The following is a 16,501-nucleotide window of genomic DNA, read 5'->3' as shown; positions in this document are numbered from 1 at the left end:
CTCCGACCAGCGCCGATCCTTGTGGAGGAACGGTGGTGTGGATGACCGGGAGGGGCGCGGGGAGCGCGAGGCCATGCTTGCCGCATGCTCTATCGACTCGGATTCTGGCTCGGCCCCGCCCCTTCTGATCCCATCGACGCCTGCGCCGCCCTCAACCAGCACATCTTCGCCGCCGATCACGCCTGGGGCGAGACCGGCACGGCGGTGCCGCCGGTGCCTCGGATCGCCGCCTTCGTGCGGGAGGCGCTGCGGCGATATCCCCTCGACGAGGGCGACGAGGGCGACGAGTGCGGTGATGCCGCGGGCGGCGGGCAGGGCATCCCCATCTGGAAGTACACCGACGTCGAGGCGTGCGCCGCGGGCCAGGCATTCCATGCGAACCTCACCGGACTGGGCGCCGAGATCGCACGGGACGACCTCGCGGAGCTCGCCGCATCGCTCGACATCAACGCCTTCGACCTCGTGCAGCACAGGATCCTCCCCGACCGCCGTTCGGGCGCCGCGCCCGGCGAGCAGCACCCGCACCCGGACGTGCTGCCCCCGTTCCTCGCCCGGGAGGAGCGCGACGACGTGGGGACGGGCGGACCCCTCAGAAGCGGGACCGGAGGAGAGGCGCGGGACTTCCTCGCCCTCGAGCGCGCCGCCTACTCCCCTGGTGCTCGTGTGTGCGACGGGCCCGAGCGCGCGCAGGAGGCGCTCGGGCTGCACGGCGTCGAGATCCCCCAGCGCACCGGGGCGAGGCCGTTGTTCTGAATCGACAGGACGCGCGGCACCTGCCGAATCGCCTGGACAGCGCGCTCGACGAGTGCTTGCCTCCTTCGATGGACACCCGCGAAGCCATGGACACCTACGACGAGACCCGGCGCGCATGGGACGCCGCCTCCTACAAGCATGTGCGCGAGTACGAGAGCCTGCTCGTCGAGGCGCGCACGGCACGTCTGCTGCCGTGCGAGGAGCGTCTCCTCAGCGGGGTCGTCGAGCATGCCGAGGTGATCCACCCGCAGAGCGGGCACGGCATCGACGACCACGCGCTGCTGCGCCTCGGCGCCGCCTCGGTGCTGGGCGTCGACTACTCGCCGACAGCGGTGACGGCGGCGCAGCGCCGGGCCGATGAGCTGGGCGTCGCCGCGCGCTACACCGTCGCGGAGCTCCCGGACACGGGCCTCGATCCCGCGTCCGCCGACCTCGTCTACACGGGCAAGGGCGCGCTGATCTGGAACGAGGACCTCGAGGCGTGGGCGACGGAGATGCACCGGCTGCTGCGGCCCGGCGGCCACCTCTTCGTCCACGAGGCGCACCCGCTCGTGCCGCTGTGGACGTGGGACGCCGATGCGCCGCGCGTGAGGGAGGACCGCGGCTATTTCGCGTCCCGCCACGTCAACGACACCTTCCCCGCTCGCGGGGCCACCGAGCATCAGCGCACGCTCGCCGGGACCGTGATGGCGATCGTGCGTGCGGGCTTCGTCCTCGAGCAGCTCGAGGAGCATCCGGAGCCGTTCTGGCGACCCGACGACGCGGAGCCCGCGGCGGCCTGGGACGGTCGCCTCCCCAACAGCTTCAGCCTGCTCGCGCGCCGCGGGAGCTGAACAGCGGGAAGCGGGTCGAACGAGGGCCTCAGCCCGCCCTGACGGCCGCCCGTCGCTGCCAGAACACCACGGCGCTCGCGGCGGCGACGTTGAGGGAGTCGACCGCGCCGCTCATGGGGATGACCACGTGCTCGTCGACCGCCTGCAGGGTGGACGGCTCGAGACCGTGGCCCTCGGCGCCGAGGACGAGCGCGACCTTGCGGCCCGCCCCCAGGTCCACCTCGTCGAGCGCCGTGGCCTGCTCGGTGAGAGCGAGGGCGAGCACGTCGAAGCCGGCGTCGTGCAGCAGGTCCACGCCGTCGTGCGCCGTGTCCTCGCCCGGAGGATGCGGCGCGTGCGGCCAGGCGCCGAGCCGCGTCCACGGCACCTGGAAGACGGTGCCCATCGAGACGCGGAGGGAGCGGCGGTACAGGGGATCCGCGCACCGCGGGGTGACGAGCACGGCGTCGACGTCGAGCGCGGCGGCCGAGCGGAACATGGCGCCCACGTTCGTGTGGTCCACGATGTTCTCGAGCACCGCGACCGTGTGCGCCGTGCGCAGCAGCTCCGCGGCGGTCGGCAGCACGGGCCGCTGCATGGCCGCGAGCGCTCCGCGATGCAGGTGGAACCCCGTGAGGGACTCGAGGAGGGACTCCTCGCCCACGAACACGGGCACCTCGGGGAAGCGCGTGAACAGGGGCGCGAACTGGTCCACCCAGCGGGAGGACATGAGGAAGGAGCGCGGGACGCAGCCGGCGTCCATCGCGCGCTCGATCACGTGGAAGCTCTCCGCCATGAACAGTCCGCGCTCGACCTCCATGCTCGTGCGCAGCCGCACGTCGGTCATGCGCAGGTAGTCGTCGAGCCGCGGGTCCGTGAGCGTCGTGATCGGGACGATCTGCGGGCCGGGGGCCTCAGTGGTCCCGGGGCCCTCCGGTGCCGGTGCTCCCATCTCAGTCCAGCTGCACGGAGCGGGCGCTGAAGCGCTCGCCGTGGCGCTCGACCACCAGCGGCAGCCCGAAGGTGCGCGTGAGGTTCTGCGAGGTGAGGGTCTCGTCGATCGGGCCGGCGGCGACCGCCTTCCCGTCGCGCAGCAGCAGGGCGTGCGTGTACCCGGGCGGGATCTCCTCGACATGATGGGTGACCAGCACGGTCACGGGGGTCGCCGGATCCTTCGCGAGGCGCGCGAGGTTCCGCACGAGCTCCTCGCGGCCGCCCAGGTCCAGACCCGAGGCGGGCTCGTCCAGGAGCAGCAGCTCGGGGTCGGTCATGAGAGCGCGCGCCGAGAGCACGCGCTTGCGCTCCCCCGTGGAGAGGGTGCCGAAGGCGCGGCCCTGGAGGTCGAGGACGCCGAAGGCGTGGAGCAGCATGCGTGCGCGGTCGAGGTCGAGGTCCTCGTACTCCTCGCGCCAGCGGCCGACGACCCCGTAGCCGGCGGTGACCACCACGTCGAGCACCTTCTCGTGCCCGGGGACGGTGTCGGCGAGCTCCTGGCTCGCGAGGCCGATGAGGGGGCGCAGTTCGAAGACGTCGATCCTGCCCAGGCGCTCGGCGAGCAGTTCGACCGTGCCGGAGGTGGGGTGCATGCGGGAGGCGAGCAGGCGGATCATCGTCGACTTGCCGGCCCCGTTGGGGCCCAGCACCACCCAGCGCTCGCCCTCCCCGATGCTGACGGTGAGCCCGTCCAGCAGGTTCCTTCCGCCACGGCGGACGACGACATCGGTGAGTGCAGCTGCCTCGGACATGGCTGAAAGCCTATCGGCTCCGGAGTCGACTCCCGTGCAGCGACCCGACCCGGCCCGCACGCGAGCCCGACCGCCTGCCCGATCTCCGGAGAACCCGCTCGCCCCGGTGAGGGGGACGGTAGGGTGCCCGGGGTCGCGGACGCCGCGTGCGACGCCGATCCCCTCGATCTTCTCCCCTCCCACCCCCTCGACGCGAAGGAGCGCCACCATGGCACATCCCGACCCGGCCGCCGACCCGTCGGCCCCGATGCCGCGCCAGGAGTCGTCGGCTCCGAAGCGCCGACGGATCAGCCCGCACTTCCTCTACATCGCCGTGATCGTCGCGGTGCTCGCGGGCATCGGGTTCGGTCTCGTCGCGCCGGAGACGGCCGCCTCGTTCAAGATCCTCGGCGACCTCTTCGTCTCCCTGATCAAGATGATGATCGCGCCGATCATCTTCTGCACGATCGTGCTGGGGATCGGCTCGGTGCGCAGTGCGGCGACGGTCGGCCGCATCGGCGTCCTCGCCCTCGTCTACTTTCTCGTCATGTCGACGTTCGCCCTCGCGATCGGACTGGTCGTCGGCAACATCCTGCAGCCCGGGCAGGGGCTCACGATCCCCACGGACGGCGACGTCAGCAAGTACGTGAAGGACGCGGAGGAGGCCGGCGGGCTCGCCGATTTCGTCGCCTCGATCATCCCCGAGACCCTCGCGAGCTCCCTCACCGAGGGCTCCGTGCTGCAGGCGCTGCTCGTGGCGCTGCTCGTGGGCTTCGGCGTCCAGGGCGTGGGCGGGCGCACCGCCGAGGTGGCCCTCGAGGCCGTCGAGATCGCGCGACGCGTCATCTTCCGCGTGCTGATGATGATCCTCTGGCTCGCCCCGATCGGTGCGTTCGGGGCGATGTCCGCCGTGGTGGGCTCCTCGGGCGTCGGCGCCGTCTGGGAGCTCGTGAAGCTCATGATCGGCTTCTACATCACGTGCATCATCTTCGTGGTCGGCATCCTCGGCCTGGTGCTGTTCGCCGTGGCGCGCGTGAACGTGTTCTCGCTGCTGAAGTACCTGGTCCAGGAGTTCATCCTCATCGTCGCCACGAGCTCCTCGGAGTCCGCGCTGCCCACGCTGATGGCGAAGATGGAGCACCTGGGCGTGAAGAAGTCGACCGTCGGCATCGTGGTGCCCACCGGCTACTCCTTCAACCTCGACGGCACCGCGATCTACCTGACCATGGCGTCGATCTTCGTGGCCGACGCCATGAAGATGCCGATGACGATCCCCCAGCAGATCGGTCTGCTGGTGTTCATGATCATCGCCTCGAAGGGTGCCGCGGGCGTCTCCGGGGCGGGCCTCGCGACGCTCGCAGGCGGGCTCGCGGCGCACCGGGCGGACCTCGTGCCGGGCGTCGCGGTGATCGTGGGCATCGACCGCTTCATGTCCGAGGCGCGTGCGATCACGAACTTCGCGGGCAACGCGATCGCGACCGTCGTGATCGGCACGCTCACCAGGACGATCGACCGCGAGCGCGTCACCGAGGTGCTCTCGGGCCGGGCCCCCTTCGTCTCGGCCGACGAGATCGAGCTGGAGGACGCCCAGCACGTCGTCGCCGAGGAGGGCGGTCGCTCGTAGACTGGCCGGGCCCGATCCCGGCCCTGCGAAACAGGAGGCCGCCGTGCCCCACCGTCCCGTGTCCCTGCGCGCCCCGAAGGGCTCCGTCGCCGCCTCGGAGATCGCCGCCGCGATCGACGCGCTGCTCGCCGACGCCGCGGCCGACGGCGCGCCGAGCGCCGAGTTCCCCGCCGAGGTGCTCGCGGCCGTCGAGGCGGCGGCCGGCGCCTGGCGCGAGGGCGCCGACGCCCACGAGGACGCGACCGACGTCCCCTTCGTGACGCTCGACCCGGTGACCTCGACCGATCTCGACCAGGCCATGCACCTCGAGCGCACGGAGGACGGCTATCGGGTGCGCTACGCGATCGCCGACGTGCCCCTGTTCGTCCCCCTGGGCTCCGTGCTCGACGCCGAGGCCCGCCGTCGCGGCGAGACCGTCTACCTCCCCGACCGCAGGATCCCCCTGCATCCCACGGCGATCTCCGAGGGCGCGGCCTCGCTGCTGCCGGGCCAGCCGGCCCCCGCGTTCGTGTGGGACCTGCGCCTGGATGGGCGCGGCACGGTCACGGCGACGTCGCTGGGCCGGGCGGTCGTCCGCTCGCGCGAGAAGCTCGCCTACGACGCCGTGCAGGACGGGATCGACGCCGGGGACGGCCACCCGATGATGCTCCTGCTCCAGGAGATCGGCGCCCTGCGCACCCGGAAGGAGGCCGAGCGCGGCGGCGCGAGCCTCAACATCCCCGAGCAGGACGTCGAGGCCGACGGGGACCGCGTGCGCCTGACCTGGCGCAGCATTCTCCCCATCGAGGACGCGAACGCGCAGATCTCGCTCATGACCGGCATGGCCGCGGCCGATCTCATGATCCGCGGGGGCGCAGGCATCCTGCGCACGATGCCGCCCGCCGCCGAGGAGAACGTCGAGCGCTTCCGCCGGCAGGCCACGGCCCTCGGTGTCCCCTGGTCCGAGGACCTCGACTACGGCGCCTTCCTGCGCACCCTGGACTGGCACGATCCCCGCCATCTCGCCCTGCTCAACCAGGCCGCGTCGCTGTTCCGGGGCGCCGCCTACGCGGCCTTCACCCACGCCGATGAGCTCCCGGAGGACGTCGAGCAGGCGGCGCTCGGCGCGCCCTACGCCCACGCGACCGCGCCCCTGCGTCGGCTCGTCGACCGCTTCGTGCTGCTGACCTGCCTGCATCACGCGCGCGGCGAGGACGTGCCGCCCGCGCTCGCGGAGGCGCTCCCCCTGATCCCCGAGATCATGCAGAACACGGGGTCGGTCGCAGGCAGCCTCGAGCGCCGTGCCCTGGACCTCGTCGAGCGCACCGCGCTCGCCGGGCTCGTCGGCGAGACCTTCGAGGGGACGATCATCGACCGTCGCGGGGGCGAGAAGAAGGACGACGCGAAGAGGGACGACGGGGCGTCCCCGGTCCGCGTCGAGGTGCAGCTGCTGGATCCGCCCGTCACGGCCTGGGTCGAGGCCGACGGCGAGCTCGGCGGCGCGCTGCGCGTCCGGCTCGAGGCGGTCGACGTGGCAGGAGCGGGCGCGCGGTTCGTGCCCGTCGGGGCCGGGCCCGACGAGGAGTCCGCGTCATGAGCTCCCTGCCCGAGCACGACGAGACCGGCGCACGCCCCGATCCCGACGCCCTCGCCCTGCCCCGCGCCGCGGCGCTCGTGCTGTGGACCGCCGCCTATCTGCGCGGGGACATCGGCCCCGACGACGCGGCGGTGCTGTCCCAGGGCAGCGGGCACCGGCAGACGACCGGGGGCGGCGAGGACCTCTTCGACTGGATGACGTCTCTGCGCCGCCTGCCGCTCGCGCAGGTCCACCTCGTGCTCCCGGTCGCGGGACGCATCGCGGGGCTCGTCGGCCCGCCCGAGGCCGTCGCCTCCGCTCTCGAGGCCGAGCAGGCGATCGTCGTGAGCGCGGCCGGGATGGCCGACCACACGCTCGTCCCGCTCACCGATGCGCTCGGACCGGACGGCACCAGCGGGACCCTCGTCTCCTGGCGGCGGATTCCCGCGCGCGGCGGCGCCCCCGCACCGGTGCCCAGCAGCGGAGGGGCCCGGGACCAGTTCCTGCGGTCACTGCAGCGCGCGGCCTCGGGCACCGTCGAGCTCGACCTCGTCCCCGAGGAGGCGATCGGGCTGCAGGCGCTGCCGGCGACCTGGACCTCCGTGCCCCTGCCGCGGCACGTCGGCCCCGCGGCGGAGCATCTGCTGACGCTCGCCGCGCGCACCCTGCTGCTGGCCGACCAGGAGCTCGACACCGGATCCGCGCTCACCCGCGGCCTCGGCGAGGAGACCGAGCGCCGCGAGGTGCTGCGCGATCTGCGCGACGGGGCGCGCGAGGCGCTCACCGAGACCGTCGGCCTCGTGATCGCCGACGAGCTCGGCTGACGCGCAGGCCGGTGGGCGCGGCGGGTCAGCTCCGTGCCGCGTGCTCCTGCCGCACCGTCTCGTAGACCTCGAGCGTGCGCTCGGCGATCGCCGTCCAGGAGAAGTGCTCGGCGGCGCGGCGACGCGAGGCCGCACCCATCTGCCGGGCGCGCTCGGGGTCGCCGACCATGCGGGTGAGGGCGCCCGCCAGATCCGCGACGAAGCGCTCGGGGTCGAGCGGGGTCCCGGTGCCGTCCTGCGCCTGCTCGAGGGGCACCAGGTACCCGGTCTCCCCGTCGAGAACGACCTCGGGGATGCCGCCCGTCGCGCTCGCGACCACCGGGATACCGCACGCCATCGCCTCGAGGTTCACGATGCCCAGCGGCTCGTAGATGCTCGGGCACACGAAGGTGGTCGCGTGGCTGAGGATCTGGGTGAGCTCGCCGCGCGGGAGCATCTCCGAGATCAGGTGCACGCCCTCGCGCGTGGACTGCAGCTCGGAGACCAGGGAGTCGACCTCGGCGGCGATCTCCGGGGTGTCGGGAGCGCCCGCGCACAGCACGACCTGGGCCTCCGGCGGCAGCTCCCGCACCGCGCGCAGGAAATAGGGCAGTCCCTTCTGACGGGTGATCCGGCCCACGAACACGATCATCGGGGCGTCGGGGTCGATCCCCCGGGAGGTCAGGGCGTCGGTCGAGGGGTTCGGCTGCCAGGTGTCGATGTCGATCCCGTTGTGCACGACGTGCACCTTCGCGGGATCGACGCTCGGGTAGGAGCGCAGGATGTCGGCGCGCATGCCGGCGGAGACTGCGATGACGCCGGCGGCGCCCTCGTAGGCGGTGCGCTCGACGAAGGAGCTCAGCGCGTAGCCGCCGCCCAGCTGCTCGGCCTTCCACGGGCGCAGCGGCTCCAACGAGTGGGCGCTCAGCACGTGCGGCACGCCGTGGAGCAGGGAGGCGAGGTGCCCCGCGAAGTTCGCGTACCAGGTGTGGGAGTGCACGAGGTCGGTGCCCGCGCAGTCAGCGGCCATGGGCAGGTCCGTGCCCATGGTGCGCAGCGCCGAGTTCGCGCCCTCGAGGCCCGCGGGAGCCTCGTAGGCCGTGGTGTCCGCCTCCTCGCGGGGCGCGCCGAAGCAGCGCACCTGGACCTCGACGTGCTCGCGCAGCACCCGGGTCAGCTCGGCGGCGTGCACGCCCGCTCCCCCGTAGATCTCCGGCGGGTACTCCTTGGTCAACAGGTCGACGCGCATGGGCTCCTCCTGGTCTGCGGGGCGGGGTGGGCTGCGGGGCGTGGTGGTCCGTGGGGCGTGTCGCCCGGGGACGACGGGACGATCTGCGGTCCGGTGTGTGAGTGCCCCCACATGGGCATTATGCTCGGTTCATGTCTACCGTGCTCGCCATCGTTCTTGCCGGGGGCGAGGGCAAGCGGCTGATGCCGCTGACCCTCGATCGTGCGAAGCCGGCCGTCCCGTTCGGGGGCATCTACCGGCTCATCGATTTCGCCCTGTCCAACATCGTCAACTCCGGGTACCTGCGCATCGTCGTGCTCACCCAGTACAAGTCGCATTCGCTCGACAAGCACATCGCCTCGACCTGGCGGATGAGCTCCCTGCTGGGGAACTACGTGGCGCCGGTGCCCGCCCAGCAGCGCATGGGCAAGCACTGGTACCGCGGCAGCGCCGACGCGATCTACCAGTCCCTGAACCTCATCGAGGAGGAGAAGCCGGACTATGTGGTGGTCGTCGGCGCGGACCACGTGTACCGCATGGACTTCTCGCAGATGGTCGATGCCCACATCGCCTCCGGGAAGGCCTGCACCGTTGCCGCGATCCGCCAGCCCCTCGAGGAGTCGGACCAGTTCGGGGTGATCGAGACCGATCCCGCCTCGCCCGAGGTGATCTCCCGCTTCGTCGAGAAGCCGAAGGAGACCGCGGGGCTCGCCGACGACCCCAGCCAGGTCCTGGCCTCCATGGGCAACTACGTCTTCTCGGCCGACGCCCTCGTCGAGGCCGTGACCGAGGACGCGGAGAACCCCGATTCGGCCCATGACATGGGCGGGGACATCGTCCCCTACTTCGTCGACCAGGGCGAGGCGGGGGTCTACGACTTCATCCGCAACGACGTGCCCGGCTCGACCGACCGCGATCGCGACTACTGGCGCGATGTCGGCACGCTCGACGCCTTCTACGAGGCCCACATGGACCTCATCTCGATCCACCCCGTCTTCAACCTCTACAACGAGAAGTGGGCGACCTTCGCGGGCACGCGCAACGTGCCGCCGGCCAAGTTCGTGCACGCCGGGCCGGGCCGCGTGGGCTCGGCCGTCGACTCGATCGTCTCGCCCGGGGTGGTGGTCTCCGGTGCGCAGGTCTCGAACTCGGTGCTCTCCCCCGGGGTGCGCCTGCACTCGTGGTCGAGCGTTTCGGACTCCGTGCTCATGGACGGCGTCTCGGTGGGCAGGCACTGCCAGGTGCACCGGGCGATCATCGACAAGAATGTGGTGATCCCGCCCCGCACGCAGATCGGGCTGGACGCCGAGAAGGACCGCGCCCGCGGCTTCCACGTCACCGAGTCCGGTCTCACCGTGATCGGCAAGGGAGTCGTCATCACCCCGTCGTGATCCCCGGCCGGTCGCGCTGAGCAGCTGTCGGGGAGGCATCGGGCGGCCGACGGGACCGAGTCCGACGAGACCGAGGAGAGCGTTGCACCAGTCCCCCGAGATCCCCGCGACCCCGTCGGCCCCCGCTGACCACGGTCCTGTTCACCACGCCCCCGCGCGGGGGCTGCTGGTCAGCGACGTCGACTCGACCTTCCTCACCCAGGAGGTCATCGAGCTGGTGGCAGAGCATGCGGGCACCCGCGAGCAGGTCGAGGAGGTCACCACGCGCGCGATGCGCGGCGAGATGGACTTCACGCAGTCCCTGCACGCGCGGGTCGCGACGCTCGCGGGGCTCCCCGTGAGCGTGCTCGCCGAGGTGCGCGCCGCGCTCGTGCCCACCCCCGGCGCGCTCGAGCTGGTGGAGCGTGCGCGTGCGGCCGGCGTGGTGACGGCGCTGGTCTCCGGCGGATTCCACGAGGCGATCGACGAGCTCGCCGCGTCGGCCGGGATCGACCACGTGCTCGCGAACCGCTTCGAGATCCGGGACGGCCGCCTCACCGGGCGGGTGAGCGGGCCGATCGTCGACGCGCAGACCAAGCGCCGCACCCTCGAGGAGCTCGCGGCCCGCCACGGCGTCCCGATCGAGCGGACGGTCGCCGTCGGCGACGGCGCGAACGACGCGCCCATGGTGCGCGCCGCCGGCATCGGCATCGCCTTCCGCGGCAAGCCCGCGCTCGTCGAGGTCTCCGACGTGCACCTGGAGGGTGAGAGCCTGCTCGACGTGTGGCCGCACCTCGAGAGGATCCTCGAGCGCGACTGAGGGATCCGGCCCTTCAGCTGCGGACGACGGTGTGCAGCGTGAGGGACTCCTCCCCCAGATCGGACCAGTGCTGGACGCTGCCCGAGAGCACGCAGAGCGCGCCGGTCGGCAGACCGATCCGGGTCTGGGCGACGGAACCGGGGTCGGAGTCCTCCGCGGCCAGGCCGTGCGTGAGCGAGGCCATGGTCGGCTCATGGCCGATGACCATCACCACGTGCTCGGCGTCGTCGGTGGCGCGGACGAGGTCCAGCACCTCCGCGGGTCCCCCCTCGTAGATCTCCGGGAGGAATTCCACGGTGCCGTCGAACCCGGGCATCGAGGCGAGCACGCTCTCCCAGGTCTCCCGCGTGCGGACCGCGTCGGAGACGAGGACGCGCGTGGGCCGCACGCCCTGCGACTCGAGGTACTCGCCGGTCATCCGGGCCTGCGTGCGGCCGCGGTCTGTCAGCTCCCGCTCATGATCCGGATCCTGCGCGCTGTCCGCCTTGCCATGGCGCATGAGCAGGAGCAGGCGACTGTCGGGGTCGGAGGGCATCGGGTCGAGTCACGCCTTCTGTCTGGAGTGTCCGGTGGCAGGGGTCGCAGGTGCGCCGGACGCGCGGTCGCTGCGGGACTCAGTGTCCCATGCCCAGGCCGCCGTCGACAGGCACGACGGCGCCGGAGATGTAGGACGCGTCGTCGCTCGCGAGGAAGGCCGTCACGCGGGCGACCTCGGCGGGCTCGGCGAAGCGACCGGCGGGGATCTGCGAGAGGTAGTTCTTCTGCAGGTCCTCCGGCAGCGAGTCGGTCATGTCGGTCGCGATGTATCCGGGGGCGACGACGTTCGCCGTGATCCCGCGCGAACCGAGCTCGCGCGTGATGGAGCGCGCGATGCCCAGGAGGCCGGCCTTGGACGCCGCGTAGTTCACCTGCCCCGGCGAGCCCAGCTGGGCGACCACGGAGCTGATGAGGACGATGCGGCCCTTCTTCTTGCGCATCATCGACTTGATCACCCGCTTCACGGTGCGGAAGGAGCCCGTGAGGTTCGTGTCGACGACCTTCTCGAAGGACTCGTCGCTCATGCGCAGCAGGAGCTGGTCGTCGGTCATGCCGGCGTTGGCGACGAGCACCTCGATGGGGCCGTGCTCGGCCTCGGCCTGCTTCACCGCGGCGTCGAGCGAGTCGCCGTCGGTGATGTCCGCGGTCACGGTGAGGGTGCCCGCGGGGCCCTCGTGGCCCGAGCGCGAGGTGATCGCCACGCGGTCTCCGCGGCGCACGAACTCCTCGGCGATCGCGCGGCCGATGCCGCGGTTCCCGCCGGTGATGAGGACGCTGCGGGGTTCCGTGCTCTCGAGGGACATGCGTGGTGCTCCTTGCTGTGCGGGATGATGCGGATGCTGTGGGTGACGCGGGGCGCGCGCGAGGGCGGCCGGGGACGGCCGGTGCTCTAGCATACGTAGGGACCAGTGCACGGGGATCCGCCACACGCGGTCCCGGCAGGACGTACAGCATCCCTTCCGGAAGGTTCCTCCCTGATGGCTTACCGCTTCAACCCCCCGCCGAACTGGCCGATCGACGAGGAGGGCTGGACGCCGCCGCCGGGATGGCAGCCCGACCCCGCCTGGGGGCCGGCCCCCGAGGGATGGAACTTCTGGGTCGCCGACGAGGCGCCGCAGGCCCCGACCGAGCAGGCGGGCGAGGATGCGCACGTGCAGCCCGGCCCCGATGACGAGGCGACGCGGGTCGCCGGCGCCGCGTCCGCACAGGACATGTCCTCGGAGCAGGGCGCCGCTGCGGAGCAGGGGGCCGACAGCGGAGCGGGCACCGATCCCGAGGCGACGTCGTCTCCCGAGACCGCCGTGTACACGGGCCCGAGCGACGAGGAGACCTCCGCGGCGCTCGCCGGCTCGGCGCCGTACGAGAGCGCCGAGCCCGAGAACGACGAGGCCGGTCGGGCCGCGGCCGAGGCCGCGCAGGACGAGCGGTCGGACGGCGCGCCCGCCGCGAGCCAGCAGGCTCCTGCTGGTGCTGCTGGTGCTGCTGGTGCTGCTGATCCCGCTGCCGAGGAGCCGGTGTCCGCGTACGGCCAGCAGCCCCCGGCCGCCCCCGCGTACGGGGCTGCCGCCGAGGACGGCGCGGCCTCCCAGCCGGCGCAGGGCTACGGCTCCCAGGACCAGGCGGAACAGGGGTACGGCCAGGGATCGCCCGCGCAGGGATACGGCGCCGGCGACCAGCAGGGTCAGGGATACGGCGCGCAGGTTTACGGCGCCCAGGGCGCACCGGCGTACGACCAGGGCGGGGCGGCCCCGGGCCAGGGGGCCCCGGCCTATGGGCCCTCGTCGGCCGAGGCCTACGGATCGCCCGATCCCGGCCCCGCGAGCGATCCGCAGGCCCAGTGGTCGACGGTGCCGAACGCGGCGGAGCCCGCGAAGAAGGGCGTCATCGCGCGGTTCTGGTGGATCGGCTGCATCGTGCTGCTCGTTCTCGCGATCGTCCTCGTCGTCCTCGGCATCTTCGCGGTCCGCGCGCTCGGAGGCTCGGACGACCCGAGCCCCTCTGCCGGGGCGACCACCAGTCAGGACGCAGCCTCCGAGGATCCCTCGCAGTCCGAGTCCGCGAGCGAGGATGCCGAGCCCACCGTCACCCCGTCCGTGCTTCCCACCGTCGACCCGTCGGCGAAGGAGATCGACGTCGTCGGTCCCGAGGGCAAGGGGAAGGTCCAGGTGTCCATGGAATGGAAGAACGCCGAGGATCTGGACACGCAGTATGAGATCGATGACGCGAAGTACGGCCCCTACCTCGTGGTGACCACGCACCTCGAGGTCACCGAGGGCACGATGGACTGGGCGAACTGGGACTACTCCGTGGAGACCCCGTACGGCGGCACGGTCCAGTCCGACACGAACACCTACGCGCTGAAGAACTCCGGGATCGAGGGCAACAGCCCCTATGAGTTCTCCGAGGGCGACGAGTACTCCATGACGATGCTCTTCGCGGTGAAGCGCGCGGGCGGCAACAAGCTCGTCATGGACTCCGGAAGCGACACCTACAGCTGGGACATCGAGAAGTGACCTCGTCCTTCAATCCGCCACCCCACTGGCCGGAGCCGCCCGAGGACGGCTGGCTCCCGCCGGAGGGGTGGCGCCCCGACCCCGGATGGGGTCGGGTGCCCGCCGGATGGCGGGTCTGGATGGACCGCACGCGGGCAGGAGGCGCCGAGGACGGCCCTCTGCTCCTCTCCGAGGACGTCCCCGCGAGCGGTGCCCGCGTGCGCCGCCGCGTCCCCAGCTATCCCGTGACGGTCATGAACCCCGGGATCTGGTCGGAGAACCAGCTCGAGCACGAGGACTACGGCTTCCCGGAGCCGGCCGAGCGCCGCGCGCGGCCCCGACTGCGCCTGGGCATGACGATCGTGGCGACCGCGGTCGGACTGCTGATCGCCGCCGGCACCGCGGTGCTCTTCGTGCAGCTCATGCACTACGCCAGCGATTCCCTGCCCGCGACGTCGCTGCCCGCGTCGTCCCTGTCCACAGCTTCCCAGCCCGCCGCGCCGGCCGCCCCCACGGCCCCGACGTCCCTCGCCGAGGTCACGACCGCCGCATGAGAACGGCCCTGAAGATCCTGCGTCGCCTCTGCACCCGCGACGCCCTGGGCGCCGTCCTCGGCGTCTTCCTCGCCGCCGCCGTCTGCATCGGCCTCGGCTTCTGGCAGTGGCACCGTTTCGAGGGCAAGCGCGAGAACGCTGACGTCATCGAGACCAACTACAGCGCCGCGCCCGTCGGCCTGGACCAGGTGCTCCCCTCCCCCGGCACGCCGCTGGCGTCCTCCGACCGCTGGAAGCAGGTCGAGCTGACCGGCGAGTACTGCACCGAGCCCGACTGCCTGCTGTGGGTGCGCAACCGTCCGCTCTCGGACTCGGTGGGCTTCTGGCAGCTCGTCCCCTTCACGACCGACCAGGGCACGCTCCTCGTCGTGCGCGGGTGGGTGGACGGCGCCGAGACCTCGTCCACGCCGGCGAGCGAACCGCCCGTGCCCGAGGGCCGCACCACCATCGTGGTGCGCATGCGCGTGGTCGAGCCGACCCTGGAGAACCGGCGGAACCCCCCGGGCCAGGTCCAGACCGTCACCCCCAGTGCGATCGCCCCCGAGCTCCCCGATCTCGGCGGCAGCGTCTACACGGGGGCCTTCGGGGAGCTGGTCTCGGAGGACCCGTCGGTCAGCCCCATGCCCCACGTCCTCGAGGAGCCCGACACGAGCCTCGGCCCCCACCTCTCCTACGCCGTGCAGTGGTGGCTGTTCGCGGCCTTCTTCCCCATCGCCCTGGTGGTGCGCACGCGCCGCCAGATCCTCGACGAGGAGGGTGAGGACGCCGACGACGGCGGCGGCGAGGACGGGACCCGGAGCGGACCGGCGGAGACGACACGGGAGGCCGCGCCCACCGCGCCGCGGGCGGCCTCCGCCGAGCTGCGCAGGGCGCGCCCGCGCACGCAGGACGAGGAGGAAGAGGATGAGCTCCTGGACCACGGACGACGCTGAGCACGGACGGTTCCTGCCCGGGCCGCGGCCCCGCCGCATCGCCCATCGCGGACTCGCGCTCGACGGCGCCGAGAACACGATGCGCGCGTTCTCCGACGCGCTCGGCGCCGGCGCCGACATGCTCGAGACCGACACTCGGGCCACGGCAGACGGGGTCGCCCTCGCCGTGCACGACCCCGACCTCACCCGCATCGCGGGGGACCCCCGGAGCATCGGAGCGCTGCACGAGAGTGACCTCGAGGGCATCCGGGTCGCCGGGCGCGAGCCCCTCGCCCGCCTCGAGGACGTGCTCGGGAGCTTTCCGGACATCCCCGTGAACATCGACGTCAAGGACGAGGCGGCCGTCGGCCCGGCGGTCGCGGCGATCGCCCGCACCGGTGCCGCGGGGCGCGTGTGCGTGACGAGCTTCCGCGGCGCCGTCGCCTCGCGAGCCGTGCGGGCGGTGCGGGAGGCGACCGGCGTGGCACCCGTGCGCAGCCCGTCGCGGGAGGTGATCGCGGGCTTCGTCCTCGCGCGGGCGCTCGAGCTGCCCGACCCCGCGCTGCGCGCGCTGCTGCACCCCTACGGCGCCCTGCAGGTGCCCGTCTCCCAGTCGGTGCTGCGCATCGTCACGCCCGCGAACGTCGCCGCCGCCCATCGCGCCGGCTGCGAGGTGCAGGTGTGGACGATCGACGAGACCGCGCGGATGAGGGACCTCCTGGCGATCGGCGTCGACGGCATCATCACCAATCGCGTCGATCGCCTGAGCGCCCTGCTCGACGGGACGGAGCCGCCCACCGGCGACGTGATGTGACCCACGCCGCGGCCCGGGAATGTTCCGTGCGCACGGAACGTTCTGGTCACTGTCGCGCCGCAGTGCGCGTGCGACCGCCGCCCCCGGAACCGTCAGGAAGGCACCATCGGATGAACAGCCGCAGCCTGCGAGGAACCCGCCTCGGATCCTTCAGCATGGAGACCGACGAGAACGTCCTCGCCGCCCCGCGCCAGGAGGCCGTCTACGACTGCCCCAACGGCCACACGATCATCCTCCCCTTCTCCGTCGAGGCCGATGTCCCGGCGATCTGGGAGTGCCGCTGCGGCAACACCGCCGTCCTGCGCGACCACGAGAAGCCCGAGGCGAAGCCGGGCAAGCCCCAGCGCACCCACTGGGACATGCTCCTCGAGCGCCGCAGCGAGGAGGATCTGCAGGTGCTCCTCGATCAGCGCCTCGACCTCCTGCACGCCGGCAAGCTGCATCAGCGCCGGAACCTCTGAACCACGGGCCGTGCGCCCGGCGGCTGTGCGCCGCATCCATGAG

The 16,501-nt window shown here is 72.4% G+C and carries 17 protein-coding genes; 12 read left to right on the top strand and 5 right to left on the bottom strand.

Annotated features, from left to right (window positions below; all coding sequences use genetic code 11):
- Positions 1-84: 84 nt before the first annotated feature.
- Both FHG10_RS08960 and FHG10_RS08955 read left to right on the top strand, forming a co-directional pair.
- Entirely contained in the window at positions 85-753 is a 669-nt protein-coding gene (locus tag FHG10_RS08960; RefSeq protein ID WP_152352965.1) for a hypothetical protein, read from the top strand.
- A 68-nt stretch (positions 754-821) separates the two neighbouring features.
- On the top strand, positions 822-1,586 hold the full coding sequence (locus tag FHG10_RS08955) for a class I SAM-dependent methyltransferase (RefSeq protein ID WP_227488142.1): 765 nt from the start codon (positions 822-824) through the stop codon (positions 1,584-1,586).
- Between the two features lie 28 nt (positions 1,587-1,614).
- Here FHG10_RS08955 and FHG10_RS08950 read toward each other — a convergent pair whose 3' ends face one another.
- Positions 1,615-2,517, bottom strand: coding sequence for a TrmH family RNA methyltransferase (locus FHG10_RS08950; RefSeq protein WP_152352964.1), 903 nt, complete (start codon positions 2,515-2,517; stop codon positions 1,615-1,617).
- A gap of 1 nt (position 2,518) precedes the next feature.
- Positions 2,519-3,310 (bottom strand): ABC transporter ATP-binding protein, encoded by a 792-nt coding sequence (locus tag FHG10_RS08945; RefSeq protein ID WP_152352963.1) that lies wholly within the window; start codon positions 3,308-3,310, stop codon positions 2,519-2,521.
- Positions 3,311-3,518: 208 nt separating this feature from the next.
- Here FHG10_RS08945 and FHG10_RS08940 point away from each other — a divergent pair, with 208 nt between their 5' ends.
- The 3 genes from FHG10_RS08940 to FHG10_RS08930 are packed head-to-tail and all read left to right on the top strand — an operon-like array spanning position 3,519 to position 7,292.
- Entirely contained in the window at positions 3,519-4,913 is a 1,395-nt protein-coding gene (locus FHG10_RS08940) for a cation:dicarboxylate symporter family transporter (RefSeq protein ID WP_227488141.1), read from the top strand.
- 43 nt (positions 4,914-4,956) lie between these two features.
- On the top strand, positions 4,957-6,489 hold the full coding sequence (locus FHG10_RS08935) for an RNB domain-containing ribonuclease (protein WP_152352962.1): 1,533 nt from the start codon (positions 4,957-4,959) through the stop codon (positions 6,487-6,489).
- Entirely contained in the window at positions 6,486-7,292 is an 807-nt protein-coding gene (locus FHG10_RS08930; protein ID WP_152352961.1) for a hypothetical protein, read from the top strand. Before FHG10_RS08935 ends, FHG10_RS08930 begins: the two co-directional genes overlap by 4 nt.
- Before the next feature lie 25 nt (positions 7,293-7,317).
- On the opposite strand, the gene glgA is transcribed toward FHG10_RS08930, so the two are convergent.
- Positions 7,318-8,520 carry a glycogen synthase gene (gene glgA / locus FHG10_RS08925; RefSeq protein WP_152352960.1) on the bottom strand — a complete coding sequence of 401 codons (1,203 nt, stop codon included), beginning with the start codon at positions 8,518-8,520 and terminating at the stop codon, positions 7,318-7,320.
- Positions 8,521-8,651: 131 nt separating this feature from the next.
- On the opposite strand from glgA, the gene glgC reads away from it, so the two are divergent.
- Together glgC and serB are read left to right on the top strand one after the other, a co-directional pair.
- Complete coding sequence (gene glgC / locus FHG10_RS08920) at positions 8,652-9,890, top strand: glucose-1-phosphate adenylyltransferase (protein ID WP_152352959.1); 1,239 nt, start codon at positions 8,652-8,654, stop codon at positions 9,888-9,890.
- A gap of 100 nt (positions 9,891-9,990) precedes the next feature.
- Positions 9,991-10,689, top strand: a complete 699-nt coding sequence (serB, locus tag FHG10_RS08915) for a phosphoserine phosphatase SerB (RefSeq protein WP_152353208.1) — start codon at positions 9,991-9,993, stop codon at positions 10,687-10,689.
- A gap of 13 nt (positions 10,690-10,702) precedes the next feature.
- On the opposite strand, the gene FHG10_RS08910 is transcribed toward serB, so the two are convergent.
- A complete protein-coding gene (locus FHG10_RS08910) occupies positions 10,703-11,224 on the bottom strand; it encodes a SixA phosphatase family protein (protein WP_152352958.1) in 522 nt (173 codons plus the stop codon).
- Between the two features lie 79 nt (positions 11,225-11,303).
- Positions 11,304-12,029 carry a beta-ketoacyl-ACP reductase gene (locus tag FHG10_RS08905; protein WP_152352957.1) on the bottom strand — a complete coding sequence of 242 codons (726 nt, stop codon included), beginning with the start codon at positions 12,027-12,029 and terminating at the stop codon, positions 11,304-11,306.
- A 174-nt stretch (positions 12,030-12,203) separates the two neighbouring features.
- On the opposite strand from FHG10_RS08905, the gene FHG10_RS08900 reads away from it, so the two are divergent.
- The 5 genes from FHG10_RS08900 to FHG10_RS08880 all read left to right on the top strand — a co-directional run bounded on the left by FHG10_RS08900 (position 12,204) and on the right by FHG10_RS08880 (position 16,458).
- Positions 12,204-13,739 (top strand): hypothetical protein, encoded by a 1,536-nt coding sequence (locus tag FHG10_RS08900; RefSeq protein ID WP_152352956.1) that lies wholly within the window; start codon positions 12,204-12,206, stop codon positions 13,737-13,739.
- A gap of 119 nt (positions 13,740-13,858) precedes the next feature.
- A complete protein-coding gene (locus tag FHG10_RS08895; protein WP_193636244.1) occupies positions 13,859-14,272 on the top strand; it encodes a hypothetical protein in 414 nt (137 codons plus the stop codon).
- Complete coding sequence (locus FHG10_RS08890; protein WP_152352955.1) at positions 14,269-15,204, top strand: SURF1 family cytochrome oxidase biogenesis protein; 936 nt, start codon at positions 14,269-14,271, stop codon at positions 15,202-15,204. The genes FHG10_RS08895 and FHG10_RS08890 overlap by 4 nt, the downstream gene beginning before the upstream one ends.
- Entirely contained in the window at positions 15,176-15,997 is an 822-nt protein-coding gene (locus FHG10_RS08885; RefSeq protein ID WP_152352954.1) for a glycerophosphodiester phosphodiesterase family protein, read from the top strand. The genes FHG10_RS08890 and FHG10_RS08885 overlap by 29 nt, the downstream gene beginning before the upstream one ends.
- 110 nt (positions 15,998-16,107) lie before the next feature.
- Positions 16,108-16,458 (top strand): RNA polymerase-binding protein RbpA, encoded by a 351-nt coding sequence (locus FHG10_RS08880; protein ID WP_152352953.1) that lies wholly within the window; start codon positions 16,108-16,110, stop codon positions 16,456-16,458.
- Positions 16,459-16,501 lie beyond the last annotated feature (43 nt).

Source organism: Brachybacterium subflavum (assembly GCF_009299795.1).
In the GTDB taxonomy this organism is placed as follows: domain Bacteria; phylum Actinomycetota; class Actinomycetes; order Actinomycetales; family Dermabacteraceae; genus Brachybacterium; species Brachybacterium subflavum.
This window is presented reverse-complemented; position numbering and strand designations above follow the sequence as displayed.